The organism is Pseudomonas sp. Choline-02u-1, from assembly GCF_002836515.1.
GTDB lineage: Bacteria > Pseudomonadota > Gammaproteobacteria > Pseudomonadales > Pseudomonadaceae > Aquipseudomonas.
Genome location: NZ_PJBC01000013.1, coordinates 75,868 through 100,612, shown reverse-complemented (window position 1 = coordinate 100,612; position 24,745 = coordinate 75,868). Strand labels below are relative to the sequence as shown.

Genomic DNA, 24,745 nt, shown 5'->3' with positions numbered 1-24,745 from the left:
GATTTAAAAACCGAGCGCTGGGCATTCCCGGCCAGCGGTTGGGGCATAATCGGCGCCGCCACTGGCATGCGACGGGTTAATCGGCTAAAAAGTGCCCTTCGCGTTCACATTGCCGCGGTCGGCTGGGGTTTCCCGGCTCAGGTTTTGAGCTGGCACCCGAACAACAATAGTCGCTCCCTACATTTTGGCTGGCCGGTGTTGCATCACCGTTTGGGCCCTTGAGAAAAAATTCATGAAGAAGCTGTGTTTGCTGGGTCTGTTCGTCAGCCTGGCCAGTCATCAGGTACTGGCCGCCACGACCCCGGTACCTTTGGAGAACAAGGACGCTTTCATCAGTAACCTGATGAAACAAATGACCCTCGACGAAAAGATCGGCCAGTTGCGCCTGATCAGCATCGGCCCGGAAATGCCGCGCGAGCTGATCCGCAAGGAAATCGCCGGCGGCAACATCGGCGGCACGTTCAATTCGATCACCCGCGCGGAAAACCGTCCGATGCAGGACGCTGCCATGCGCAGCCGCCTGAAGATTCCGATGTTTTTCGCCTACGACGTCATCCACGGTCACCGTACGATTTTCCCGATTCCGCTGGCCCTCGCGTCGAGCTGGGACATGGATGCCATCGGCCAGTCCGGTCGCGTTGCGGCGAAAGAAGCCGCTGCCGACAGCCTCGACATCACCTTCGCGCCGATGGTGGATATCTCCCGCGACCCACGCTGGGGCCGTAGCTCCGAAGGCTTCGGTGAAGACACCTACCTGACCTCGCGCATTGCCGGAGTCATGGTCCGCGCTTATCAGGGAGCAACCCCGAGCGCCGCCGACAGCATCATGGCCAGCGTCAAGCATTTCGCCCTGTACGGCGCGGTCGAGGGCGGTCGCGACTACAACACCGTCGACATGAGCCCGGTGAAGATGTACCAGGATTACCTGCCGCCCTACCGCGCCGCGATCGATGCCGGCGCCGGTGGCGTGATGGTGGCGTTGAACTCGATCAATGGTATTCCGGCCACGGCCAATACCTGGCTGATGAACGACCTGCTGCGCAAGGACTGGGGCTTCAAGGGCCTGGCGGTCAGCGATCACGGTGCGATTTTCGAACTGATCAAGCACGGCGTCGCCCGCGACGGTCGCGAAGCGGCGAAGCTGGCGATCAAGGCCGGCATCGACATGAGCATGAACGACACCCTTTACGGCAAGGAGCTGCCGGGGTTGCTCAAGTCCGGCGAGATCGAACAGAAAGACATCGACAATGCCGTGCGCGAAGTGCTCGCCGCCAAGTACGACATGGGCCTGTTCAAAGACCCGTACCTGCGCATCGGCAAGGCTGAGGATGACCCGGCCGACACCTACGCCGAAAGCCGCCTGCACCGCGCCGAGGCCCGCGAAGTGGCGCGGCGCAGCCTGGTGTTGCTGAAGAACCACAACGAAACCCTGCCGCTGAAGAAAAACGCGAAAGTCGCGCTGGTCGGCCCGCTGGCCAAAGCGCCAATCGACATGATGGGCAGTTGGGCCGCCGCCGGGCGTCCGGCGCAATCGGTCACTTTGTTCGATGGCATGAGTGCGGTGATCGGCGACAAGGCCAACCTGATCTACGCCCGTGGCGCCAACATCACGGGCGACAAGAAGGTCCTCGACTACCTGAACTTCCTCAACTTCGATGCCCCGGAAGTGGTCGATGACCCGCGCCCGGCCAACGTGCTGATCGACGAAGCGGTGAAAGCGGCGAAGGATGCTGACGTGATCGTCGCGGCTGTCGGCGAGTCCCGTGGCATGTCCCACGAATCCTCCAGTCGCACTGACCTGAACATCCCCGAAACCCAGCGCGAATTGATCCGCGCGCTGAAAGCCACTGGCAAACCGCTGGTGCTGGTGTTGATGAACGGCCGCCCGCTGACGATTCTCGAAGAGAACCAGTCGGCCGATGCGATCCTGGAAACCTGGTTCAGCGGCACCGAGGGCGGCAACGCCATCGCCGACGTGCTGTTCGGCGACTACAACCCGTCGGGCAAACTGCCGGTGACCTTCCCGCGTTCCGTGGGCCAGATCCCGACCTACTACAACCACCTGAGCATTGGCCGGCCGTTCACGCCGGGCAAACCTGGCAACTACACCTCGCAGTATTTCGATGACACCACCGGCCCGCTGTTTCCGTTCGGTTATGGCCTGAGCTACACCACCTTCGCCCTGAGCGATATGGCGCTGTCATCGACCACGCTGAACGCCACCGGCAAACTCGACGCCAGTGTCATGGTCAAGAACACCGGCAAGCGTGACGGTGAAACCGTGGTGCAGTTGTACATCCAGGACGTCACCGGTTCGATGATCCGCCCGGTGAAAGAACTGAAGAACTTCCAGAAGATCATGCTCAAGGCCGGCGAACAGAAAGTCGTGCACTTCACCATCACCGAGCAAGACCTGAAGTTCTACAACGCCCAGCTCAAATACGCAGCCGAGCCTGGCAAGTTCAACGTACAGATCGGCCTGGACTCGCAGGCGGTGACGCAGCAGAGTTTTGAACTGCTGTAACCCTTAAAAGCAAAAGATCGCAGCCTTCGGCAGCTCCTACAGGGTGTACACCATCCCATTGTAGGAGCTGCCGAAGGCTGCGATCTTTTGATCTTGCTCTACCCGCGACGGTCGAGAATATTCACCACCAACCGATCCACCCAGCCCCACACACGCTGCTTGACCCGCCGCCATAACGGCCGGCGCTGCCATTGCTCCAGACTCACCAGCTGACTCAAGCCGAAGTCCTTCACAAAACTCGCCTCCACCGCTGCCGTCAACGCCGGATCCAGCGCCTCCAGATTTGCCTCCAGATTGAAACGCAGATTCCAGTGATCGAAGTTGCACGAACCAATGCTCACCCAGTCGTCGACCAAAACCATTTTCAGGTGCAGGAAGCACGGCTGGTATTCGAAGATCTGCACGCCGGCCTTGAGCAGGCGCGGGTAATAGCGATGGCCGGCGTAGCGCACTGAGGGGTGATCGGTGCGCGGCCCGGTCAGCAGCAGCCGCACATCGACGCCGCGTGCGGCGGCTTTGCGCAGGGAACGGCGGATTTGCCAGGTTGGCAGAAAGTACGGCGTGGCCATCCAGATGCGTTGCTGGCCGCTGTTCAGGGCGCGAAACAGCGACTGCAAAATGTCACGGTGCTGACGCGCATCGGCATAAGCCACACGGCCCATGCCCTCGCCCTTGTCCGGCACGCGCGGCAAACGCGGCAAGCCGAAATGCGCGGCCGGGCGCCAGGCGCGGCGGTAACGGTTGGCGATCCACTGCCGATCAAACAGCAATTGCCAGTCGATCACCAACGGGCCGCTGATCTCGACCATCACCTCGTGCCACTCGCTGACATCAAAGCCCGGCGTCCAGAATTCATCGGTTACGCCGGTGCCGCCGACCACTGCCAGGCATTGGTCGACCAGCAGCAACTTGCGGTGATCACGATAGAAATTGCCGACCCAGCGCCGCCAACTGAGGCGATTGTAGAAACGCAGCTCGACCCCGGCCTGGGTGAGGCGCTGACGCAGTGTCATCGTAAAAGCGAGACTGCCGTAATCATCGAACAGGCAACGCACGCGCACCCCGCGCTCCGCCGCTGCAACCAGTGCCTGCACGATGGCTTCGGCGCAGGCGCCGGCCTCGACCAGATACAGCTCCAGTTCGATTTGCTCTTTTGCCCCGGCAATGTGCTCGAGCATGCGCGGAAAGAACTGCGGGCCGTCGATCAACAGTTCGAAACGGTTGCCGTCACGCCAGGGGAACACCGCACCGCGCATGTCAGCGCGCCGTGAAAATCAGCACCGCACCCACCGGCACCGACAGACTGATCGCCGACAGGTCGGCGAGTTTGCGCAGGCTTTCCAGACCCGGTGCCAGATCGAAATCCTCGGCATTGATCACCAGCGGTTCCAGCGTGACCACTTGAAAGCGCCGATCATCCAGACGCGTGGCGAGCAACTCGGCCGGGTATTCGTGCTGCTTGCCGTGCAGGCTGACGGTCAGCGGCAGGCGCAATTCCAACTGCGCGCCGGGCGCCAGATCGTTGATCGGGCGCAAGTCGATCTGGGTGGTGATGGTCGCTGCAGGGAATTGCTCGATCTGGAACAGCTCCTTGCGCATGCGCTCATCACGCAGCGGAATGCCGCTGTTGATCGATTCGAGCTCGACTTCAACTTCGGCACGACCGTTGGGATCGACTTTGCCGTGCAGAACCAGAAAGCGCTGCACTTCCGAAACGCTGGCATTTTTGGTGCTGACAAACGATAGCCGCGACGACTCGCCGTCCAGATACCAATTGGCCTGGGCCGGCAGTGCAGCGGCGGTCAACAGCAGGCTGGCGAAAACTGTAGAGAGGGAGCGGTTGAACATTGAACACTCGTGGGCGCGATTAACCTGCACGAACCTTAACCGCCCATGGGTTTATTGCAACATCAAGATCAAAAGATCGCAGCCTTCGGCAGCTCCTACAGGGGAACGCATTCCAAAGTAGGAGCTGCCGAAGGCTGCGATCTTTCAAGGCTGTAAGCGACAGCCCTGGCGGTCGCTCAGCCATTGCGCACTGTTACTGCGGCCCATGCCGCTGACGGTGATGGTTTTGCTCGAGGCGTCATCGTTAAAGCCACTGATGGGCAGCCATTGTTTGACATAGCCACGGCAATACTCGGCGTCATTGTTCATCACATAACGACACGAGCAATATTCCTTGGCGGTGTAGGCGCTGATGATGTCCGGGAAAGCCCAGAGATTCTCGCGCTCATACCAACCCCAACCGAGCAGCACGACCAGTAGCAAGATCAAAAAGCGCTTCATCGTCGCACCGCCTGCAACACGCGTTTGAGCAATTCGTTGTGCTTATAGCTGCCGTCGCGATCATCGCCGTAGCGCACGATTATCAGTTTCTCGCTGGGCATTACATACAGCGCCTGGCCCCAGTGGCCGAGTGCGGCGAAGGTATCGGGGGGAGCGTCGGGCCACGGCAATGTTGCGCCATCGGCCGGGCGATTGAGCCACCAATGACCGCCGGGCACGGCTTCGTCCTGCTGCGCCTGGTAGCCGGCAAAGGGTTTCAGGTTGAACGCGAGCCAGTCCTCGGGCAGCAACTGCCGACCGTTCCAGCGCCCGCCGCGCGCCATCAGCAGACCGACCCGCGCCAGATCCCGCGCGGTGAGATAGGCATAGGACGAGGCGACAAATGTGCCGTTGGCATCGGTCTCCCACACGGCGTGGCGAATGCCTAACGGCTCGAACAAGGCTGTCCACGGATAATCGGCATAACGCTCTGCGCCGACCATGCTTTTCAACGCGGCGGCGAGCAGGTTGCTGTCGCCGCTGGAATAACGGAATGCCTGACCCGGTGCGGCGTAGCCGTCGTGATCCGCAGTGAATACGGACATGTCGCGATGGCCCCGCGTGTAGAGCATCGCCACCACCGAAGATTTCAGCGGCGCGTATTCGTAGTCTTCCTGCCAATCGAGACCGGAGGCCCAGTTCAGCAGATGGCCGAGGGTGATCGCCGGGTGTTTTTCCAGCGCCGGGTAGAACTTCAGCGCGGGGTCGTCGAGCTTGAACCGGCCTTCGCCGTAGGCCACACCCAGCACCGTGGCCATCAGGCTTTTGCTGATCGACCAGGTCAGGTGCGGAGTCTGTTCAGTGGTTGGAACGGCGTAGCGTTCGTAGACGATCTGGCCGTCGCGGATGATCAGCAAGGCGTCGGTGCGGATGCCTTCGCGAGTGGCATCGTTGCGCGGCGCGAAGGCGTAGGTTTCCAGCGCTTCAACAGCCGGACCGGCGATTGGCGCGCCGATTGGCCATTGCTCACCGGGCCACTGTTCGGCGTGAACGGTGAGACTGATCAGCAGCAGGAACAGGGACAGGCCTTTGAACATGGTGGAGGCTCTGGGATGGGTCTGCTGAGATTAGGTGCGGTTGATGACAGATGTGTGGTGCTGTTCAAGTCGCTTTCGCGAGCAAGCCCGCTCCCACAGTTGATTGAGTTCATCCTGTTGCAATGCGATCAAACTGTGGGAGCGGGCTTGCTCGCAAAGAGGCGCGTCAGATTGCCGCAAAAGCCTTGGCCAACCGCTTGGCCCGGGCCCCCGCGGCCAATTGCATCACGCCCTTGTCCCGCTGCCACATCTGCGCCCACTCCGCCGGGCCGTTGCCCAGCGCCTCATCAACCTCCCCCGCCAGCGCTTCGAACTGCGCAAACAACCCACCCAACAGCACATGCCCGGCCGGATTGTTCGGCGCTTGCCGGCTGGCCTCGGCGCAACCGCCCAACAGCGCCAGCAAACGCAGTTGCAGGTTCTGCGGCCAGCCACTGTCTTGGCCGACGCCATACAGCCACGCGGTCATCGCACTCAAGACATAGACATCTTCAAGGGTCCGGAACGGTTTGACGTACGCGTCCCAGCCATCGCCGGCGAGCAATTCGCACAGGGCGCCGTCGAGGTGCAAGCGACCGTGGCTGATGTCCGGCATCAATGGCAACGCCGGCAGTTTTTCCACCTTCACGCCCGGCTCGCCGGGATACACCACGGCCAGACTCAGGCGCGGCGTTTCGCCGGGTTCTTCACAGCGTGCCGCCACCAGCAGCCAGTCGGCGGCATCGCCTGCGGTGACGAAATCCTTGCGCCCGCTCAGGCGTAAATTGCTCAGTCGCGTCTGCAAGTCGGCCGGCCGCAGGCTGCGCTGTTCGGTCGCGCACAACGCGCCGAGGCTCAGCGGCGCGCTCGGCCACAACATGCGCAGCGCCGCCTGATAACCGAGCAGGAACGCCAGCCCCGGCGTGGCCATCCGCCGTCCCCCAGCCACCGCCAACTCGAACGGCGTGACGTTGCCCAGCGCCTGCAACAACGTCGCAAAGCCCTCGGCCAAATCGGCGACGGCGGGCAAGCGTTCACGGCGGTGCAGCAGATCTGGCCAGGGCATGGGCGCCTCCTCGTGGGCTGTCATATAAGCATCACCGAACGTTCATGGCGATGACACCGGGGCTACATAGCCTGACTTTGCACAACACGGCTGCATAAAGAAAGTCGATCGGCTGCAACCCACGACGGGTTAAAGGCCCGTACGGAGATTCACATGACGCAAATCGCCCGCATCAGCGACACCGGCAATGAACGCCGCCTGCAAGCCGAACGCCTGATCGGCGCACAAGCCTTGCAGCAAGCCCAGGCCCTGCGCTTCGCCGTCTTCAGCGGCGAGTTCAACGCCAAACTCAAAGGCGCGGAACTGGGTCTGGACATGGATGATTATGATGTTCACTGCAGCCACATTGGCGTGCGTGACCTGAACACCGGTCGCCTGGTGGCAACCACCCGTTTGCTCGATCACACCGCCGCCAGCAGCTTGGGCAAATTTTACAGCGAAGAAGAATTCAGCCTGCATGGCCTGGCGCATCTGCAAGGCCCGATTCTGGAAATCGGCCGCACCTGCGTCGACCCGGCCTACCGCAACGGCGGGACCATCGCCGTGCTCTGGGGCGAATTGGCCGAAGTGCTCAATCAGGGCGGCTACAGCTACCTGATGGGTTGCGCGAGCATTCCGATGCAGGACGGCGGCATTCAGGCCCACGCGATCATGCAACGTTTGCGCGAACGGTATCTGTGCACTGAACACTTGCGCGCCGAGCCGAAAAATCCGCTGCCGACGCTGGATATTCCGTCCAACGTCATCGCCGAAATGCCGCCGCTGCTCAAGGCCTACATGCGCCTCGGTGCGAAGATCTGCGGCGAGCCGTGCTGGGACGAGGACTTCCAGGTCGCCGACGTGTTCATCCTGCTCAAGCGCGACGAACTCTGCCCGCGCTACGCCAAGCACTTCAAGGCGGCGGTCTGATGAGCCGGTGGCGGGTGTACGCGCGAATCGCGCGAGTGCTGCTCGTGGTGACGCTGGGGCTGACCATGGCCAGCGTCTTCGGCGTCTTCGAACGCATCGGTCTGGCGCATTCGATGGAACGGCGCCAGCGCTGGTCGCGCTTTTTCATGGCGCGCCTGAGCAACGCCCTGCCCTTTCGCGTGAGGGTGCACGGTGAGCTGCCGAAACAGCCGATGCTGTGGATCAGCAATCACGTGTCATGGACGGACATCCCACTGCTGGGCATGCTCACCCCGCTGTCCTTCCTGTCCAAAGCCGAAGTGCGCACCTGGCCGGTGGCCGGCTGGCTCGCGGCCAAGGCTGGCAGCCTGTTCATCCGCCGTGGTTCGGGCGACAGCCAGCTGATCCGCAAGCAGATGACTCGCCATTTGCAAACCGAACACGCGCTGCTGATGTTCCCCGAAGGCACCACCACCGATGGCCGTTCGCTGCGCACTTTTCATGGTCGCCTGCTGTCAGCGGCGATCGATTCCGAAGTGATGCTGCAACCGGTGGCGATCCGTTATCTGCGCAACGGCGAAATCGACACGCTGGCGCCGTTCATTGGTGACGATGACCTGCTTTCGCACTTGATGCGCCTGTTCAGCCATGACTGCGGCGATGTCGAGGTGCATCTGCTCAAGCCGATCGCCTGTCAGGGCCGCGAGCGCGCGGCGCTGGCGTTCGAAGCGCAGCAGGCGGTGCAGAAGGTGTTGTTTGGATCGATTCCGCAAAGCCGACAGGCGCCGATGCGCCCGGCAATCGCTGCCTGAAACACAATCCCTTGTGGGAGCGGGCTTGCTCGCGAAGGCGGCGTTTGAGCCAATGAACAGGTTGCCTGACAACCCGTTTTCGCGAGCAAGCCCGCTCCCACATCAGCTTTGTGTTGTTGGCGGGGCTTGGGCAAAGTCCTGCAGTTGCGGGTAGAACAGGCTGAAGTCCTCACTCAACGGTTCATACAAGCGCCGCAACTCCTGCATCGCACCCGCCAATTCCTCAGGCTTGGTCAGGCGTCGCGAGATCCCGCGCAACACCTGCTCCAGCACTTCAAATTCGCGATACGAGCCGAGCCAGTCATTGGCAACCATGTGCGGGGCGATCTTCGCCAGCCGTTCCGGCAATTGCCGTTCGCGGGACAGCACCTGGTAGACGTCTGCGGTGAACTGCTCCAGCGGTCGGTCGGCATACAGCATCCAGTCCCGCGCCAGGCAATGATCGAAAAACACATCGAGGACGATTCCGGCATAGCGCCGCCGCGTCTCGGTAAAACGCCCCAAAGCAATGTCGACCAGTGGATGGCGATCGGTGAACACGTCGATGCGCCGATGCAGGGCGATCGCCGCCTCCACTTCCGGGTCGAACTGGCCTTGCAGCCGACCCTTGACGAAGTCGCCATACAGGCTGCCGAGTAACTGACCGGGGCGCTGGCCACCGAGATGCAAATGCGCGAGATAGTTCATGGGCGCAGCTTAGCACCGCGTTCAGTCATCCAGCACCCTTGTATCGTTATAACCCGATATAGCGATTTATGCGTTCCTCAGACCGATTTCATATTGGTATATCGCGATCCAACGATTTAAAGTTCGCTCCATCGCGATATATCGCCACTGCCACCACGAGCCCACGCCATGAACCTCGACCTCGACCTCGACGAAATAATAAAAGCCCTGGCGCACCCAGTACGGCGAGACATCCTCAACTGGCTGAAAGACCCGAAAGGCGAATTCCCCGAGCAGTTGCACAACCATGAATACGGCATCTGTGCCGGGCAGATCGATCAGCGTTGCGGCCTGTCGCAATCGACCGTGTCGGCACACCTTGCGACCCTGCAACGAGCCGGGCTGATCAGCAGCCAGAAGGCTGGGCAGTGGCATTTTTTCAAACGTAACGAGGACGTCATCCAGGCGTTTCTCAGCACCCTCAGTAAAGAGCTCTGACCCTTAACGTCAGCCAGCCGACAAGGAAACCTGCATGCCCCTTTCGCTCCTCATTCTCGCCTTGAGCGCCTTCGCCATCGGCACCACCGAGTTCGTCATCATGGGCCTGCTGCCCGACGTGGCGGCGGACCTCGGTGTGTCGATTCCCGGCGCCGGCTGGCTGGTCACCGGGTACGCGCTGGGCGTGGCCATCGGTGCACCGTTCATGGCACTGGCCACCGCGAAGCTGCCGCGCAAGGCCGCGCTGGTGACGTTGATGGGCATCTTTATTGTCGGCAACCTGCTCTGCGCCATCGCTAGCGATTACAACGTGCTGATGTTTGCCCGGGTGGTCACGGCGCTGTGTCACGGCGCGTTCTTCGGCATCGGTTCGGTGGTGGCGGCCAATCTGGTCGCGCCAAACAAACGTGCCTCGGCGGTGGCGTTGATGTTCACCGGTCTGACCCTGGCCAACGTGCTCGGCGTACCGCTGGGCACTGCATTGGGTCAGGAGGCCGGCTGGCGTTCGACCTTCTGGGCGGTGACCGTTATTGGTGTGATCGCGCTGATCGGCCTGATCCGTTTTCTGCCGGCCAGGCGCGACGAAGAAAAACTCGACATGCGCGCCGAACTCGCCGCACTCAAAGGCGCCGGCATCTGGCTGTCGCTGAGCATGACCGCGCTGTTCGCCGCGTCGGTGTTCACCCTGTTCACCTACGTCGCCCCGCTGCTTGGCGAAGTCACCGGCGTGTCGCCGCGTGGCGTGACCTGGACGCTAATGCTGATCGGTCTGGGTCTGACGGTCGGCAACATCATCGGCGGCAAACTCGCCGACAAGGGCATGGCCGCCACGCTGATCGGTGTGTTCATCAGCATGGCCGTGGTTTCCACCGTGCTGAGCTGGACCAGCGTCGCGCTGATTCCAACCGAGATCACCCTGTTCCTCTGGGCCACTGCGTGTTTCGCCGCTGTGCCGGCGCTGCAGGTCAACGTGGTGACCTTCGGCAAGGCTGCACCGAACCTGGTTTCCACCCTGAACATCGGCGCCTTCAACGTTGGCAACGCCCTCGGCGCCTGGGTCGGTGGCAGCGTCATCGCCCACGGCTACGGCCTGACCAGCGTGCCACTGGCCGCTGCGGCGCTGGCCGTGCTTGCGCTGCTGGTGACCCTGATTACTTTCCGCCAGAACGGCAATGCCGAGCTGGCGCCTGCTTCCAACTGATCAACTTCCTTAATTAAAGAGAGGCTTTTAGACATGGCGACTATTTTTGACCCGATCAAACTCGGCGATATCGAGCTGAACAACCGCATCATCATGGCCCCGCTGACTCGCTGCCGCGCCGACGAAGGCCGTGTGCCGAACGCGCTGATGGCCGAATACTACGTACAACGCGCCTCGGCCGGCCTGATCCTCAGTGAAGCCACTTCGGTAACGCCGATGGGCGTCGGCTACCCGGACACCCCGGGCATCTGGTCCAACGATCAGGTGCGTGGCTGGGCCAACGTGACCAAGGCGATTCACGGCGCCGGCGGCAAGATCTTCCTGCAACTGTGGCACGTTGGCCGCATTTCTCACCCTTCGTACCTGAACGGTGAAGCACCGGTGGCCCCAAGCGCCATTCAGCCAAAGGGTCATGTCAGCCTGGTGCGCCCACTGGCCGACTACCCAACCCCGCGCGCCCTGGAAACCGCTGAAATCGCCGACATCGTCGACGCCTACCGCACAGGCGCCGAGAACGCCAAGGCCGCCGGTTTCGACGGCGTGGAAATCCACGGCGCCAACGGCTACCTGCTCGACCAGTTCCTGCAAAGCAGCACCAATCAGCGCACTGACCAGTACGGCGGCTCGCTGGAAAACCGTGCGCGCCTGCTGCTGGAAGTGACCGACGCCGCGATCGAAGTCTGGGGCGCCGGCCGCGTTGGTGTGCACCTGGCACCGCGTGCCGATTCCCACGACATGGGCGATGACAACCTTGCCGAGACCTTCACCTACGTCGCCCGTGAACTGGGCAAACGTGGCATCGCGTTCATCTGCTCGCGCGAAAAAGAAGGCGCCGACAGCCTCGGCCCGCAACTGAAAGAAGCCTTCGGTGGCCCATACATTGCCAACGAAAAATTCACCAAGGAAAGCGCCAACGAGTGGCTGGCCAGCGGTAAGGCAGACGCGGTCGCGTTCGGCGTGCCGTTCATTGCCAACCCGGATCTGCCGGCACGTTTGCAGGCCGATGCGCCGTTGAACGCGCCGCATCCGGAGACTTTCTACGGTAAAGGTCCGGTCGGTTATATCGACTATCCGACCTTGTAATCACGTAGCGCAGAAATGAAAAAGCCCCTGACTTGTGAGAGTCAGGGGCTTTTTGCTATTGGTGCGGAATAAGCGCCAGCGAACAGCGTTTCACAACAGCGACACAATTTCCCTACAAAATGCGGGACTCGCTACGTTTAAACTCCCGCCGCGATGATCAGCCATGGCGGCTGATTGACATCTCCCCAGGCTGTTGCGCATTTTAATTCATTTGCGCAGGCTCGGGCTCAGGCGCAGCATGTCCAGCCCGGTGTCGACCCAGCGTTCAGCCTCGGCGTGCAGTTCGAAGCTGTCCGGAGCCAGCAGCCAGCCGTAAAGCAAGCCGTCGATATAAGCATGAATGCTGATGGCCGCACGGGCGGTATCGAGGTCTTCCGGCAATTGGCCGCGATTGACCGCATTACGCAGGGTCAGGCCGATGCGCAGGTTGCAATCGAGACTGGCTGTCCGGCGCTGCTGGCGCAGATCGCACATTTCATCGGTGAACTCGCACTTATGAAACAGAATTTCGTTGATGCGCCGGGTTTTCGGGTCCAGTGCAACTTGATGAAACAAATGAATCAGCAATTGCCGCATGCAGCCCAGCGGATCCGGTTCGTCCTCGCTTTCGCTGGCCTTGGCCAGTTCATCCAGCGGTTCGTGCAGGCTGTCGAGCATCGCCTGGACCAGATCGGCTTTGTTGCTGAAATGCCAGTAGATGGCGCCACGCGTTACGCCAGCGAGGGTCGCAATGTCCGCCAGGGTGGTGCGGGCGACCCCCCTTTCATAGAAGGCTTTCTCGGCCGCTTCCAGAATCTGGCTGCGGGTTTCCTGAGCTTCCTCTTTGGTACGACGGACCATGGCAGTAAAACCTCAAACAGGATGTTTCAGGGATGGCTGAATATCCGCTGAATAAAGAGGGGGCGATCTCTCGTGAATCGACTCCCCGGCCTACAATTTCAAACCTTGCGACGACTTTTGTATCAGGGTGGGTACGCGGCGCAGGTATTTACAAACAACCATGAACGTAAGTATATTACTTAGCAAGCTACTTATCCACCCGGTGCCCGATTTTTACTCTTTCACACTTCTTGTGCGCTTCTTGCGCGCCTGACCCGAGGATCTTCATGCAATTCAAGCCAGCTGTTACCGCTCTGGTCACTGCCGTCGCCCTGGCATCGCTGCTCAGCGGATGTAAAAAGGAAGAAGCGGCCCCGGCCGCTCCGCCTCCTCAGGTCGGCGTCGTCACCCTCCAACCACAAGCCTTTACCCTGACCTCGGAACTGCCGGGCCGCACCAGTGCGTTCCGCATCGCTGAAGTCCGCCCGCAGGTCAACGGCATCATTCTCAAGCGTCTGTTCAAGGAAGGCGCCGACGTCAAAGCCGGCCAGCAGCTGTATCAGATCGATCCGTCGGTCTATGAAGCTACGCTGAAAAGCGCCGAAGCCGAGCTGCGATCGACCAAGTCGATCTCAGACCGCTACAAGCAACTGGTCGATGAACAAGCTGTAAGCCGCCAGGAATACGACACCGCTCTGGCCAACCGCCTGCAATCGGAAGCATCGCTTCAGACTGCGCAGATCAACGTGCGTTACACCAAGGTCTACGCGCCGATTTCTGGCCGTATCGGCCGTTCTTCGGTGACCGAAGGCGCACTGGTCAGCAATGGCCAGGCCGATGCGATGGCAGTGATTCAGCAGCTCGATCCGATCTACGTCGACGTCACCCAGTCGTCGGTTGAATTGCTGGAACTGCGCCGCGAACTGGAAAGCGGCCGTCTGCAGAAGGCTGGCGACAACGCCGCTGCGGTCAAGCTGACCCTGGAAGACGGCAGCCAGTACAAGCTCGACGGCAAGCTGGAATTCTCCGAAGTCTCGGTTGACCAGACCACCGGCTCGGTGACCCTGCGCGCAGTGTTCCCGAACCCGGATCACACCCTGCTGCCGGGCATGTTCGTCCACGCCCAGCTGCAGGCCGGCGTCAACAGCGCAGCGATCCTCGCACCGCAGCAAGGCGTGACCCGCGACCTCAAAGGCACCCCGACCGCACTGGTCGTCGGCGCCGACAACAAGGTCGAACTGCGTCAGCTCAAGGCCAGCCGCACCGTCGGCAGCCAGTGGCTGATCGAAGACGGCCTCAAAGCCGGCGATCGTCTGATCACCGAAGGGCTGCAGTACGTCAAACCGGGCGTCGAGGTCAAAGCGACCGAGGCGACTAACGTCGGCACCAAGAACCCGGCCCCCGCACAGGCAGCTGACAAAGCCGCCGGCGGCAAAGGGGAGTAACCCATGTCAAAATTCTTCATCGACCGTCCGATTTTCGCCTGGGTAATTGCCCTGGTGATCATGCTGGTCGGGGCACTTTCGATCCTGAAATTGCCGATCAACCAATACCCGAGCATTGCGCCACCGGCCATTGCGATCCAGGTGACCTACCCGGGCGCGTCCGCACAAACCGTGCAGGACACCGTGGTGCAGGTCATCGAGCAACAGCTCAACGGTATCGACAACCTGCGTTATGTGTCGTCGGAAAGTAACTCCGACGGCAGCATGACCATTACCGCGACCTTCGAGCAAGGCACCAACTCCGACACCGCGCAGGTTCAGGTCCAGAACAAGCTGAACCTGGCCACCCCGCTGCTGCCGCAGGAAGTGCAGCAACAGGGTATCCGCGTGACCAAGGCAGTGAAGAACTTCCTGCTGGTGATCGGCGTGGTGTCGCGTGACGGCAGCATGACCAAGGACGACCTGTCCAACTACATCGTGTCGAACATGCAGGACCCGATCTCGCGAACCGCCGGTGTCGGTGACTTCCAGGTCTTCGGTGCGCAGTACGCGATGCGCATCTGGCTCGACCCGGCCAAGTTGAACAACTTCAACCTGACCCCGGTTGACGTGAAAAACGCCATTGCCGCGCAGAACGTTCAGGTTTCCTCCGGTCAGCTCGGTGGCTTGCCTGCCGTGCAGGGCCAGCAGCTGAACGCGACGATCATCGGCAAGACCCGTCTGCAGACCGCCGAGCAGTTCAAGGAAATCCTGCTCAAGGTCAACAAGGACGGTTCGCAGGTTCGCCTCAAAGACGTGGCTGAAGTCGGCCTCGGCGGTGAGAACTACGCGATCAGCGCCCAGTTCAACGGCAGCCCGGCTTCCGGTCTGGCGGTGAAACTGGCCAACGGTGCCAACGCCCTCGATACGGCCAAAGCGCTGCGCACCACCATCGACAGCCTCAAGCCGTTCTTCCCGCAAGGCATGGAAGTGGTGTTCCCGTACGACACTACCCCGGTAGTGACCGAGTCGATCAAAGGCGTGGTGCACACCCTGGTCGAAGCGATCGCGCTGGTGTTCCTGGTGATGTTCCTGTTCCTGCAGAACTTCCGCGCCACTGTCATCACCACGATGACCGTGCCGGTGGTATTGCTCGGTACGTTCGGCATCCTCGCCGCCGCCGGTTTCAGCATCAACACCCTGACGATGTTCGGCATGGTGCTGGCCATCGGTCTGTTGGTGGACGATGCCATCGTCGTGGTGGAAAACGTCGAGCGTGTGATGAGCGAAGAAGGCTTGTCACCTAAGGAAGCGACGAAGAAATCCATGGGCCAGATTCAGGGCGCACTGGTCGGTATCGCCCTCGTGCTCTCGGCGGTACTGCTGCCGATGGCGTTCTTCAGTGGCTCCACCGGTGTGATCTACAAGCAGTTCTCGATCACGATCGTTTCGGCCATGGCCCTGTCGGTACTGGTTGCCCTGATCTTCACCCCGGCGTTGTGCGCCACCATGCTCAAGCCGATTCCGAAAGGCGAGCACGGTACGCCGAAGAAGGGTTTCTTCGGCTGGTTCAACCGTAACTTCGACCGTGGCGTGCAGAGCTACGAGCGTGGCGTCGGCAACATGCTGACCCGCAAGGCGCCGTATCTGCTGGCGTACCTGCTGATCGTCGTAGGCATGATCTGGCTGTTCACCCGCATCCCGACCGCGTTCCTGCCCGAAGAAGACCAGGGCGTACTGTTCGCTCAGGTGCAGACCCCGGCCGGTTCCAGTGCCGAGCGCACGCAGGTGGTCGTGGATGAAATGCGTGAGTACCTGTTGCGTCCGAACAAGGACGGCGGTGAAGCGGACGCGGTGGCTTCGGTGTTCACCGTGACCGGCTTCAACTTCGCCGGCCGTGGTCAGAGCTCGGGTATGGCGTTCATCATGCTCAAGCCATGGGGCGAACGTAACGCCGATAACAGCGTGTTCAATCTCGCTGCGCGTGCCCAGCAGCATTTCTTCAGCTTCCGCGACGCGATGGTGTTTGCCTTCGCCCCGCCAGCGGTTCTGGAATTGGGTAACGCGACCGGTTTCGACGTGTTCCTGCAGGACCGCGCCGGCATCGGCCACGAAAAACTGATGGAGGCGCGCAACCAGTTCCTCGGCATGGCGGCACAAAGCAAGGTGCTGACCCAGGTGCGTCCGAACGGCCTGAACGATGAGCCGCAGTTCCAGCTGGAAATCGATGACGAGAAGGCCAGTGCCCTCGGCATCACCATCAGCGACATCAACAATACCCTGTCGATCGCGCTGGGCAGTAGCTACGTCAACGACTTCATCGACCGTGGTCGGGTGAAGAAAGTGTACGTGCAGGGCCAGCCGGACTCACGCATGAGCCCGGAAGACCTGAAGAAGTGGTATGTGCGCAACGCCGAAGGCACCATGGTTCCGTTCTCGGCATTTGCCAAGGGCGAGTGGGTCTACGGTTCGCCGAAACTGGCGCGCTACAACGGTGTGGAAGCGGTCGAAATCCTCGGAGCTCCGGCGCCTGGCTACTCCACCGGTGAAGCGATGGCTGAAGTCGAAGCGATTGCCAAGAAGCTGCCGTCCGGTGTCGGTATTTCCTGGACCGGTCTGTCCTATGAGGAACGTCTGTCCGGCTCGCAAGCGCCAGCGCTCTACGCCCTGTCGCTGCTGATGGTGTTCCTGTGTCTGGCGGCGCTGTATGAAAGCTGGTCGATTCCGATCGCGGTCATGCTCGTGGTGCCGCTGGGGATCATCGGTGCACTGATGGCGACCAGCCTGCGCGGTCTGTCCAACGACGTGTACTTCCAGGTGGGCTTGTTGACGACCATCGGTCTGGCGGCTAAAAACGCCATTCTGATCGTTGAATTCGCCAAGGAACTGCACGAACAGGGACGCAGCCTGCGTGACGCGGCAATCGAAGCCTGCCGCATGCGTCTGCGCCCGATCATCATGACCTCGCTGGCCTTCGTCCTCGGTGTAGTACCGCTGGCGATCTCCACGGGCGCCGGTTCGGGCAGTCAACATGCGATCGGTACCGGCGTGATTGGCGGTATGCTCACGGCCACGATCCTGGCGATCTTCTGGGTCCCACTGTTCTTCGTTACTGTGTCGTCCATCGGCAAGCGCAAAAATGCCGACGCGGATGAGACTACTGAAACTCCTAAAGAGGCTGGCCAATGAGCAAGTCGCTACTCTCCCTCGCAGTCGCCGCCTTCGTGCTGAGCGGTTGCTCGCTGATACCTGATTATCAGCAGCCTGAGGCTCCGGTCGCAGGCCAGTACCCGCAGGGGCCGGCGTACTCGCCGGCCCAGGCTCCGGCGCAAGCCGCTGCCGAACAGGGCTGGAAGCAGTTTTTCCATGACCCTGCCCTGCAACAGCTGATCCAGGTCGCCCTGGAAAACAACCGCGACCTGCGTGTCGCGGCGCTGAACATCGACGCTTACGCGGCGCAGTACCGCATCCAGCGCGCCGACCTGTTCCCGGCGGTGTCGGCCAATGCCGCCGGCAGCCGTCAGCGTCTGCCGGCCCGTGCCTCGCAGACCGGCGAGTCGATGATCAGCAGTTCGTATTCCGCCACCGTCGGCGTCAGCGCCTACGAACTCGACCTGTTCGGCCGGGTTCGCAGCCTGAGCGAGCAAGCGTTGCAACAATACTTCGCCACCGAAGAAGCACGCCGCAGCACGCAGATCAGTCTGGTAGCCAACGTTGCCAATGCTTATCTGACCTGGCAAGCGGACAAGGAACTGCTCAAGCTGACTCAGGACACCCTCGGTGCCTTTGAAGAAAGCTACAAGCTGACCAGCCGCAGCAACGAAGTCGGTGTGGCTTCGGCGCTGGATCTGGCGCAGTCGCGCACCTCGGTTGAAAACGCCCGGGCACAACTGGCGCGTTACACCCGCCAGGTCGCGCAGGACGAAAACAGCCTGACCCTGCTGCTCGGCACCGGTATTCCGGCCAACCTGCAAACGGCCAAGCCGCTGTCCGATGACCTGCTCAGCGACGTGCCGGCCGGTCTGCCTTCGGATCTGCTGCAACGTCGACCGGACATCCTCCAGGCCGAGTACAACCTGAAAGCAGCCAACGCCAACATCGGCGCGGCGCGTGCAGCGTTCTTCCCTAGCATCAGCCTGACCGCCAACGCGGGCAGCCTGAGCCCGGATCTGTCCGGTCTGTTCAAGGGTGGCTCGGGGACGTGGCTGTTCCAGCCGCAGATCAACCTGCCGATCTTCAACGCCGGCAGCCTGCGCGCCAGCCTCGACTACGCCAAGATCCAGAAAGACATTGGCGTGGCGAACTACGAGAAGTCCATTCAAACGGCCTTCCAGGAAGTCGCCGACGGCCTCGCCGCTCGCCAGACCTACACCGAGCAGTTGCAAGCGCAGCGTGACTTCGTGCAGGCCAACCAGGATTACTACCGCCTGGCCGAACGTCGCTACCGCATCGGCGTCGACAGCAACCTGACCTTCCTCGATGCCCAGCGTCAGCTGTTCAGTGCGCAACAAGCGCTGATCACCGACCGCCTCGCGCAGCTGACCAGTGCGGTCAACCTATACAAGGCCTTGGGCGGCGGCTGGAATGCGCAGACCGCGCAGAACGAACCGCTGAAAGAAGAAGCGCCGAAGATGAAGCTGTTCTGATCATCGGCTGAATACATCAAGCCCACCCTATCGGTGGGCTTTTTGTTTTTGAAGATCAAAAGATCGCAGCCTTCGGCAGCTCCTACATTTGGAATGCAATCCCCCTGCCGGAGCTGCCGAAGGCTCGGGCCGCGATCGGACGATCTTTTGCTGTTCGATAACCGCCCAAAACCCGCTTTCAGCAATTGAACCCGAACCTCCAGGCCCTTCACCATTCGAACCAGAAAACCAATAACAACAAGGTTCGACACCATGCTCCAGCGCACTGCCCCGCCCGGCTGACCGCCACCGTTCCATCTCAGACCTTCATTACGTTGCCTGCGCCGTACCCGCCGCGACAGCGCAGCCGTTCGCCCCAAAAAAACAAGAGAGACCCAAGTCCATGACAGTTTTCCCTGTGCCCTACACATTGCCCGCTGTGATCGCCCTGGCCATCGCCGGTGTGGCCCTGCCGGCAAGCGCCGAAGAAGGCGGCTTCGTTGAAGGCGCCAAGGTCAACCTCAACCTGCGCAACTTCTACATCAACCGCAACTTCACCAACCCGACCAAGACCCAGGGCAAAGCGGAAGAGTGGACGCAGAGTTTCATTCTGGACGCGAAATCCGGCTTCACCCAAGGCACCGTCGGCTTCGGCATGGACGTGCTCGGGTTGTATTCGGTCAAGCTCGATGGCGGTAAAGGCACGGGCGGCACGCAGTTGTTACCGCTGGACCATGACGGTCGCCCGGCGGACAACTTTGGCCGCACCAACGTTGCGTTCAAAGCGAAGTTTTCCCAGACCGAAGTCAAGGTCGGTGAATGGATGCCGGTGCTGCCAATTCTGCGTTCAGACGACGGCCGATCCCTGCCGCAAACCTTCCGTGGCGGCCAGATCACCTCAAAGGAAATCGCCGGCCTGACCCTGTATGGCGGCCAGTTCCGCGCCAACAGCCCGCGCGACGACAGCAGCATGAGCGACATGTCGATGACCGGCAAAGCGGCGTTCACTTCTGATCGTTTCAACTTCCAGGGCGGCGAATACCTGTTCAACGACAAGCGCACACAGATCGGCTTATGGAACGCGCAGCTCAAGGATATCTACAGCCAGCAGTACCTCAACGTGCTGCACAGCCAGCCGCTCGGCGCCTGGACGCTCGGCGCCAACCTCGGCTTTTTCTACGGCAAGGAAGATGGCAGCGCCCGCGCCGGTGATCTGGATAACAAAACCTGGTACGGGATGTTTTCGGCCAAATACGGCGGCAACACGTTCTATGTCGGCCTGCAGAAACTCACCGGCGACAGCGCCTGGATGCGGGTCAACGGCACCAGCGGCGGGACGCTGGCCAACGACAGCTATAACGCCAGTTATGACAATGCTCAGGAACGCTCCTGGCAGCTGCGTCACGACTACAACTTCGCCGCTATGGGCATCCCTGGCCTGACCCTGATGAACCGCTACATCAGCGGCGACAATGTGCACACCGGGGCAATCACCAACGGCAAGGAATGGGGTCGTGAATCGGAACTGGGTTACACGGTGCAGAGCGGCACGCTGAAGGATTTGAACGTCAGATGGCGCAACTCGACCATGCGCCGGGATTTCAGCAATAACGAGTTTGATGAGAACCGGTTGATCGTCAGCTACCCGATCAGCCTGCTGTAAACACCGAATCCCCTGTAGGAGCTGCCGAAGGCTGCGATCTTTTGATCTTGTTTTTAACAATCAAGATCAAAAGATCGCAGCCTTCGGCAGCTCCTACACGGGTATGCATTCTAATGTGGGAGCTGGCTTGCCAGCGATGACGTCAGCTCAGGCAACATCACTCGCGGGATTCAACCCCGAGTTCATCCCAAACCGATTCAGCCAGATGAAAGGTCGCATTCGCCGCCGGAATTCCGCAGTAGATCGCGCTCTGCATGATCACTTCCTTGATCTCGCCACGGCTCACGCCATTGTTGGCCGCCGCGCGCAGGTGCAGTTTCAGCTCGCCCTCGCGGTTCATGCCGATCAGCATGGCGATGGTGATCAGGCTGCGGGTGTGCCGGGGCAAGCCCGGGCGGGTCCAGATGTCGCCCCAGGCGTGGCGGGTGATCATCTCCTGAAATTCCGAGTTGAACTCGGTCAGGGTGGTCAGGCTGCGATCGACGTGGGCATCGCCCAACACCGCGCGGCGGACCTGCATGCCTTCGTCGTAACGTTGTTTCTCGTCCACGAAAATCCCCTTATCAAGCGTTCAGAAACGCCAGAACACGATCACTGAAATCAGCACCAGCCTGCACGTTGGACAGGTGCGCCGCATAGAACTCGGCGTACTCCGCGCCGCGCACATGGTCGCTGATGAAATGCCCGCCGGACGGCGGCGTCACCGCATCTTCGCTGCCGGCGATCACCAGCAACGGCACGTTGATCGAAGCCAGCTGCTCGCGGAAATCGGCATCGCGCACGGCCGCGCAGTTGGCCGCATAGCCTTGTGGATGGGTCGCGGCGAGCATGTCGGTAATCTTCTTCGCCGCCTCGGGATGCGCCGCCGAAAAGTCAGGCGTGAACCAGCGCGCAATCGACGCATCGCGAAGTGCGACCATCGCCGCCGGACCGTCGCGCAGTACGGTCTCGATGCGTGGATTCCATACCGACGGATCGCCGATTTTCGCCGCCGTGTTGCACACGATCAGTTTGTGCAAACGATGGCCTGCGTTGATCCCCAGCCACTGACCGATCAGCCCGCCCATCGACAGCCCGCAGAAATGCGCGCGCTCGATATGCAGCGCATCGAGCAGACCGAGCACGTCGCGACCGAGTTGTTCGATGCTGTACGGCCCTTCGGTGACCAGCGATTGCCCATGGCCGCGCGTGTCGAAACGCAGCACGCGGAAATGCTCGGTGAACGCCTGCATTTGCGCATCCCACATGTGCAGGTCGGTGCCCAGGGAGTTGGACAGCACCAGCACCGGCGCATCCTCAGGGCCTTCCATTTGATAGTGCAGTTCGCCATCGGCGAGTTGAACGAAAGCCACAGCCCTCTCCTTCAGACAGTCAAAGCGTTGTGTTCAGCCACCGCGCGCTCGACCCAGACGTGGGCCTGGCCGAGATAATGCGCGGGGTTCAGAAGATCATCGAGTTCAGCGTCGCTCAGCTCGGCGGTGACTTGCGGCTCGTCACCGAGCACGGCGCGCAAATGACGTTGCTCGGCCACTGCGCGTTTGCAGCATTGTTCGAGCAAGTGATGCGCGGTATCGCGGCCGACGCGCTGGGCGAGGACGATGCTCACCGCCTCAGCCAGCACCAGGCCTTGGGTCAATTCGAGGTTACGGGACATGCGTGCTGCATCGACTTCCAGACCATCGGCCAGCAAGCGCGCCTGTTGCAGCGAACCGGACACCAGGCAGCAGATTTCCGGCAGGGTTTCCCATTCGGCGTGCCACAAACCGAGACTGCGTTCGTGCTCCTGGGGCATGGCGCTGAACAGCGTCGACACCAGACCCGGCACCCGCGTCGCCGCGCCGATCAACACCGCCGCGCCAACCGGGTTGCGTTTGTGCGGCATGGTCGAGGAACCGCCCTTGCCCGGTGCGGCGGGCTCGAACACTTCCGCCGCTTCGGTCTGCATCAACAGGCTGATGTCGCGGCCCAATTTGCCGAGGCTGCCGGCGATCAGGCCAAGCACGGCGCCGAACTCAACGATGCGGTCACGCTGGGTGTGCCATGGTTGCTCGGGCAGGCTCAGTTGCAGCTCTTCGGCCAAGGCTTCGGCGATTGGCAGAGCGTGTTGCCCCAGCGCCGCCAGCGTGCCTGACGCACCGCCAAACTGCAGGACCAGCAAGCGCGGTTTCAATTCTTGCAGCCGTTGACGACTGCGCGTCACCGCGCCGAGCCAACCGGCGATTTTCATGCCGAGGGTCACCGGCGTCGCGTGCTGCAGCCAGGTGCGCCCGGCGAGCGGTGTCGTGGCAAACCGTTGGGCCTGAACGGCGAGCGAATCGGCCAGTTGCGCCAGTTCGTTTTCGATCAGCAGCAGCGCCTGGCGCAGTTGCAGCACCAGCCCGGAATCCATCACATCCTGACTGGTCGCCCCCAAATGCACATAACGTTCGGCTTCGGCATCGCTTGAGGCGATCAGCTTGCCCAACGCCTTGACCAGCGGAATCGCCGAATTGCCGGCCGTGGCAATCGCCTCGCCCAGCGCTGCGAAGTCATACAGGCCCGCGTCGCACGCCGCCATAATCGGTGCCACGGCTGACGCCGGAACCAGCCCGACCCGCGCCTCGGCCCGGGCCAGCGCCGCTTCGAAATCGAGCATCGCCTGCACCCGGCCCTGATCGCAGAACACCTCGCGCATATCGCGGGCCGTGAAGTAGGCATCGAACAATTGATTGCCCGGTCGCTGAGTCATAAACAGTCCTTGCCGGCGCGGGCCTTGCAGCCCGCGCACATGGGTTTACAGATCGTGGTGCAGATACTTCGCCTGCTTGGGCAAACGCAGGCTGAACAGGAAAGCCACCGCCATCATCGCCGTGACGTACCAGTAGAAGGCGTTTTCCATGCCGCCGGCCTTCAGGCTCAGGGCAACGAATTCCGCCGAGCCACCGAAGATCGCGTTGGCCACCGCGTAGGCCAGACCGACACCGAGAGCGCGCACTTCCGGCGGGAACATCTCGGCTTTCACCAGACCGCTGATCGAGGTGTAAAAACTCACGATCGCCAGCGCCAGGGTGATCAGCACGAAGGCGAGGAACGGGCTGCTGATGCTTTTCAGGCTGAGCAGAATCGGCACGGTGAACAACGTACCGAGGGCGCCGAACCAGAGCATCGAATTGCGTCGGCCGATCTTGTCGGCAAGCATGCCGAACAGCGGCTGCATGCACATATACAGGAACAGCGCGCCGGTCATGATGTAGCTGGCGGTCTTGGCGTGCATGCCGGCGGTGTTCACCAGGTATTTCTGCATGTAGGTGGTGAAGGTGTAGAAAATCAGCGAGCCGCCAGCGGTGTAGCCGAGCACGGTGATGAACGCCGCTTTGTGATCGCGGAACAGCGCAGTGATGCTACCGGCGTCCTTGTGGGCGCGGGTTTCCTCATTGGTGGTTTCCTTCAGCGAACGACGCAGGAACAGCGAAATCAGCGCCGCCACCGCACCGACCACGAACGGGATCCGCCAGCCGTAGGCACGCAAATCTTCTTCAGTGAGGACCTGTTGCAGCACCACCACCAGCGACACCGCCAGCAGTTGTCCACCAATCAGCGTCACGTACTGGAACGAGGCGAAGAAACCGCGCTGGCCCTTGAGCGCGACTTCGCTCATGTAGGTCGCTGTTGTGCCGTATTCGCCGCCCACCGACAGACCTTGCAGCAAACGCGCGAACAGCAACAGCACTGGCGCCCAGACGCCGATGTCCTTGTAGGTCGGCAAGCAGGCGATCAGCAACGAGCCGAAGCACATCATCAGAATCGAGATGAGCATCGAGTTCTTGCGCCCATGCTTGTCGGCAACCCGGCCAAAAATCCAGCCACCAATCGGCCGCATCAGGAACCCGGCGGCAAATACGCCAGCGGTGTTGACCAGTTGCACGGTGGGGTTGTCGGACGGGAAGAACGCCGGGGCGAAATAGATCGCGCAGAAGGCGTAGACGTAGAAGTCGAACCATTCGACGAGGTTGCCGGACGAAGCGCCGACGATGGCGAAGATGCGCTTGCTGCGCTCTTCACCGGTGTAATGGGAGGTGGGCGTTGTCATTGTTTTTTCACTCGATAGGGACAGTCACAGTCTAGACACACTTTGCAACAGTCCCGTTCCACA

Annotated in this window: 21 protein-coding genes; 10 read left to right on the top strand and 11 right to left on the bottom strand. The window is 61.3% G+C overall.

The genetic code is table 11. The features are described from left to right. Positions 1 to 232 precede the first annotated feature (232 nt). Positions 233 to 2,524, top strand: a complete 2,292-nt coding sequence (gene bglX, locus CXF97_RS10445) for a beta-glucosidase BglX (protein WP_101158434.1) — start codon at positions 233 to 235, stop codon at positions 2,522 to 2,524. Positions 2,525 to 2,622: 98 nt separating this feature from the next. Here bglX and CXF97_RS10440 read toward each other — a convergent pair whose 3' ends face one another. The 5 genes from CXF97_RS10440 to CXF97_RS10420 all read right to left on the bottom strand — a co-directional run bounded on the left by CXF97_RS10440 (position 2,623) and on the right by CXF97_RS10420 (position 6,934). Continuing rightward, the gene (locus CXF97_RS10440) at positions 2,623 to 3,780 is read right to left on the bottom strand and encodes a phosphatidylserine/phosphatidylglycerophosphate/cardiolipin synthase family protein (protein WP_101158433.1); all 1,158 of its coding nucleotides are present in this window, start codon (positions 3,778 to 3,780) and stop codon (positions 2,623 to 2,625) included. A 1-nt stretch (position 3,781) separates the two neighbouring features. Continuing rightward, complete coding sequence (locus CXF97_RS10435; protein ID WP_101158432.1) at positions 3,782 to 4,372, bottom strand: YceI family protein; 591 nt, start codon at positions 4,370 to 4,372, stop codon at positions 3,782 to 3,784. Between the two features lie 144 nt (positions 4,373 to 4,516). Next, positions 4,517 to 4,813 (bottom strand): amidase, encoded by a 297-nt coding sequence (locus CXF97_RS10430; RefSeq protein ID WP_101158431.1) that lies wholly within the window; start codon positions 4,811 to 4,813, stop codon positions 4,517 to 4,519. Next, positions 4,810 to 5,889 carry a serine hydrolase gene (locus CXF97_RS10425; RefSeq protein WP_101158430.1) on the bottom strand — a complete coding sequence of 360 codons (1,080 nt, stop codon included), beginning with the start codon at positions 5,887 to 5,889 and terminating at the stop codon, positions 4,810 to 4,812. The genes CXF97_RS10430 and CXF97_RS10425 overlap by 4 nt, the downstream gene beginning before the upstream one ends. 166 nt (positions 5,890 to 6,055) lie before the next feature. Next, a complete protein-coding gene (locus CXF97_RS10420; protein WP_101158429.1) occupies positions 6,056 to 6,934 on the bottom strand; it encodes an acyl-CoA dehydrogenase family protein in 879 nt (292 codons plus the stop codon). A 153-nt stretch (positions 6,935 to 7,087) separates the two neighbouring features. On the opposite strand from CXF97_RS10420, the gene olsB reads away from it, so the two are divergent. Both olsB and CXF97_RS10410 read left to right on the top strand, forming a co-directional pair. After that, positions 7,088 to 7,843, top strand: a complete 756-nt coding sequence (gene olsB / locus CXF97_RS10415) for an L-ornithine N(alpha)-acyltransferase (RefSeq protein ID WP_101158428.1) — start codon at positions 7,088 to 7,090, stop codon at positions 7,841 to 7,843. Continuing rightward, positions 7,843 to 8,634, top strand: coding sequence for a 1-acyl-sn-glycerol-3-phosphate acyltransferase (locus CXF97_RS10410; protein WP_101158427.1), 792 nt, complete (start codon positions 7,843 to 7,845; stop codon positions 8,632 to 8,634). The genes olsB and CXF97_RS10410 overlap by 1 nt, the downstream gene beginning before the upstream one ends. Positions 8,635 to 8,736: 102 nt before the next feature. Here the strand turns inward: CXF97_RS10410 and CXF97_RS10405 are convergent, their stop codons facing one another. Continuing rightward, on the bottom strand, positions 8,737 to 9,321 hold the full coding sequence (locus tag CXF97_RS10405) for an ACP phosphodiesterase (protein ID WP_101158426.1): 585 nt from the start codon (positions 9,319 to 9,321) through the stop codon (positions 8,737 to 8,739). A gap of 168 nt (positions 9,322 to 9,489) precedes the next feature. Between CXF97_RS10405 and CXF97_RS10400 the strand changes: the two genes are divergently transcribed. Genes CXF97_RS10400 through CXF97_RS10390 form a run of 3 tightly spaced genes read left to right on the top strand, consistent with a single transcriptional unit; the run spans position 9,490 to position 12,082 of the window. Further along, entirely contained in the window at positions 9,490 to 9,798 is a 309-nt protein-coding gene (locus CXF97_RS10400; protein ID WP_101158425.1) for a helix-turn-helix transcriptional regulator, read from the top strand. A gap of 34 nt (positions 9,799 to 9,832) precedes the next feature. Further along, positions 9,833 to 10,999: an MFS transporter gene (locus tag CXF97_RS10395; protein ID WP_101158424.1), complete on the top strand. Its 1,167-nt coding sequence runs from the start codon at positions 9,833 to 9,835 to the stop codon at positions 10,997 to 10,999. 33 nt (positions 11,000 to 11,032) lie between these two features. Then, entirely contained in the window at positions 11,033 to 12,082 is a 1,050-nt protein-coding gene (locus CXF97_RS10390) for an alkene reductase (RefSeq protein WP_101158423.1), read from the top strand. 207 nt (positions 12,083 to 12,289) lie between these two features. On the opposite strand, the gene emhR is transcribed toward CXF97_RS10390, so the two are convergent. After that, complete coding sequence (gene emhR / locus CXF97_RS10385; RefSeq protein WP_016771330.1) at positions 12,290 to 12,922, bottom strand: efflux system transcriptional repressor EmhR; 633 nt, start codon at positions 12,920 to 12,922, stop codon at positions 12,290 to 12,292. Positions 12,923 to 13,188: 266 nt separating this feature from the next. Between emhR and emhA the strand changes: the two genes are divergently transcribed. The 4 genes from emhA to CXF97_RS10365 all read left to right on the top strand — a co-directional run bounded on the left by emhA (position 13,189) and on the right by CXF97_RS10365 (position 20,613). Continuing rightward, positions 13,189 to 14,346, top strand: a complete 1,158-nt coding sequence (gene emhA, locus CXF97_RS10380) for an efflux RND transporter periplasmic adaptor subunit EmhA (RefSeq protein WP_024011947.1) — start codon at positions 13,189 to 13,191, stop codon at positions 14,344 to 14,346. 3 nt (positions 14,347 to 14,349) lie between these two features. After that, on the top strand, positions 14,350 to 17,514 hold the full coding sequence (gene emhB, locus CXF97_RS10375) for an efflux RND transporter permease subunit EmhB (RefSeq protein ID WP_101158422.1): 3,165 nt from the start codon (positions 14,350 to 14,352) through the stop codon (positions 17,512 to 17,514). Then, positions 17,511 to 18,971 (top strand): efflux RND transporter outer membrane subunit EmhC, encoded by a 1,461-nt coding sequence (emhC, locus tag CXF97_RS10370; protein ID WP_101158421.1) that lies wholly within the window; start codon positions 17,511 to 17,513, stop codon positions 18,969 to 18,971. The genes emhB and emhC overlap by 4 nt, the downstream gene beginning before the upstream one ends. Before the next feature lie 382 nt (positions 18,972 to 19,353). Next, positions 19,354 to 20,613, top strand: a complete 1,260-nt coding sequence (locus tag CXF97_RS10365; RefSeq protein ID WP_101158420.1) for an OprD family porin — start codon at positions 19,354 to 19,356, stop codon at positions 20,611 to 20,613. 157 nt (positions 20,614 to 20,770) lie between these two features. On the opposite strand, the gene pcaC is transcribed toward CXF97_RS10365, so the two are convergent. Genes pcaC through CXF97_RS10345 form a run of 4 tightly spaced genes read right to left on the bottom strand, consistent with a single transcriptional unit; the run spans position 20,771 to position 24,682 of the window. Continuing rightward, a complete protein-coding gene (gene pcaC / locus CXF97_RS10360; protein ID WP_007917093.1) occupies positions 20,771 to 21,163 on the bottom strand; it encodes a 4-carboxymuconolactone decarboxylase in 393 nt (130 codons plus the stop codon). 13 nt (positions 21,164 to 21,176) lie between these two features. Then, complete coding sequence (gene pcaD, locus CXF97_RS10355) at positions 21,177 to 21,965, bottom strand: 3-oxoadipate enol-lactonase (protein ID WP_101158419.1); 789 nt, start codon at positions 21,963 to 21,965, stop codon at positions 21,177 to 21,179. Positions 21,966 to 21,976: 11 nt separating this feature from the next. Then, positions 21,977 to 23,341: a 3-carboxy-cis,cis-muconate cycloisomerase gene (locus tag CXF97_RS10350; RefSeq protein WP_101158418.1), complete on the bottom strand. Its 1,365-nt coding sequence runs from the start codon at positions 23,339 to 23,341 to the stop codon at positions 21,977 to 21,979. 45 nt (positions 23,342 to 23,386) lie between these two features. Further along, the gene (locus tag CXF97_RS10345) at positions 23,387 to 24,682 is read right to left on the bottom strand and encodes an MFS family transporter (protein ID WP_101158417.1); all 1,296 of its coding nucleotides are present in this window, start codon (positions 24,680 to 24,682) and stop codon (positions 23,387 to 23,389) included. Positions 24,683 to 24,745: the final 63 nt, after the last annotated feature.

Bases quoted from the DNA above. Each gene is read 5' to 3' on its own strand.
- emhR (WP_016771330.1), bottom strand. From the start codon at position 12,922: ATGGTCCGTCGTACCAAAGAGGAAGCTCAGGAAACCCGCAGCCAGATT.
- emhC (WP_101158421.1), top strand. From the start codon at position 17,511: ATGAGCAAGTCGCTACTCTCCCTCGCAGTCGCCGCCTTCGTGCTGAGC.
- CXF97_RS10420 (WP_101158429.1), bottom strand. From the start codon at position 6,934: ATGCCCTGGCCAGATCTGCTGCACCGCCGTGAACGCTTGCCCGCCGTC.
- CXF97_RS10405 (WP_101158426.1), bottom strand. From the start codon at position 9,321: ATGAACTATCTCGCGCATTTGCATCTCGGTGGCCAGCGCCCCGGTCAG.
- CXF97_RS10345 (WP_101158417.1), bottom strand. From the start codon at position 24,682: ATGACAACGCCCACCTCCCATTACACCGGTGAAGAGCGCAGCAAGCGC.
- CXF97_RS10435 (WP_101158432.1), bottom strand. From the start codon at position 4,372: ATGTTCAACCGCTCCCTCTCTACAGTTTTCGCCAGCCTGCTGTTGACC.
- CXF97_RS10395 (WP_101158424.1), top strand. From the start codon at position 9,833: ATGCCCCTTTCGCTCCTCATTCTCGCCTTGAGCGCCTTCGCCATCGGC.
- CXF97_RS10425 (WP_101158430.1), bottom strand. From the start codon at position 5,889: ATGTTCAAAGGCCTGTCCCTGTTCCTGCTGCTGATCAGTCTCACCGTT.
- olsB (WP_101158428.1), top strand. From the start codon at position 7,088: ATGACGCAAATCGCCCGCATCAGCGACACCGGCAATGAACGCCGCCTG.
- emhB (WP_101158422.1), top strand. From the start codon at position 14,350: ATGTCAAAATTCTTCATCGACCGTCCGATTTTCGCCTGGGTAATTGCC.
- CXF97_RS10400 (WP_101158425.1), top strand. From the start codon at position 9,490: ATGAACCTCGACCTCGACCTCGACGAAATAATAAAAGCCCTGGCGCAC.
- bglX (WP_101158434.1), top strand. From the start codon at position 233: ATGAAGAAGCTGTGTTTGCTGGGTCTGTTCGTCAGCCTGGCCAGTCAT.
- CXF97_RS10350 (WP_101158418.1), bottom strand. From the start codon at position 23,341: ATGACTCAGCGACCGGGCAATCAATTGTTCGATGCCTACTTCACGGCC.
- CXF97_RS10365 (WP_101158420.1), top strand. From the start codon at position 19,354: ATGACAGTTTTCCCTGTGCCCTACACATTGCCCGCTGTGATCGCCCTG.
- CXF97_RS10430 (WP_101158431.1), bottom strand. From the start codon at position 4,813: ATGAAGCGCTTTTTGATCTTGCTACTGGTCGTGCTGCTCGGTTGGGGT.
- CXF97_RS10440 (WP_101158433.1), bottom strand. From the start codon at position 3,780: ATGCGCGGTGCGGTGTTCCCCTGGCGTGACGGCAACCGTTTCGAACTG.
- emhA (WP_024011947.1), top strand. From the start codon at position 13,189: ATGCAATTCAAGCCAGCTGTTACCGCTCTGGTCACTGCCGTCGCCCTG.
- CXF97_RS10410 (WP_101158427.1), top strand. From the start codon at position 7,843: ATGAGCCGGTGGCGGGTGTACGCGCGAATCGCGCGAGTGCTGCTCGTG.
- CXF97_RS10390 (WP_101158423.1), top strand. From the start codon at position 11,033: ATGGCGACTATTTTTGACCCGATCAAACTCGGCGATATCGAGCTGAAC.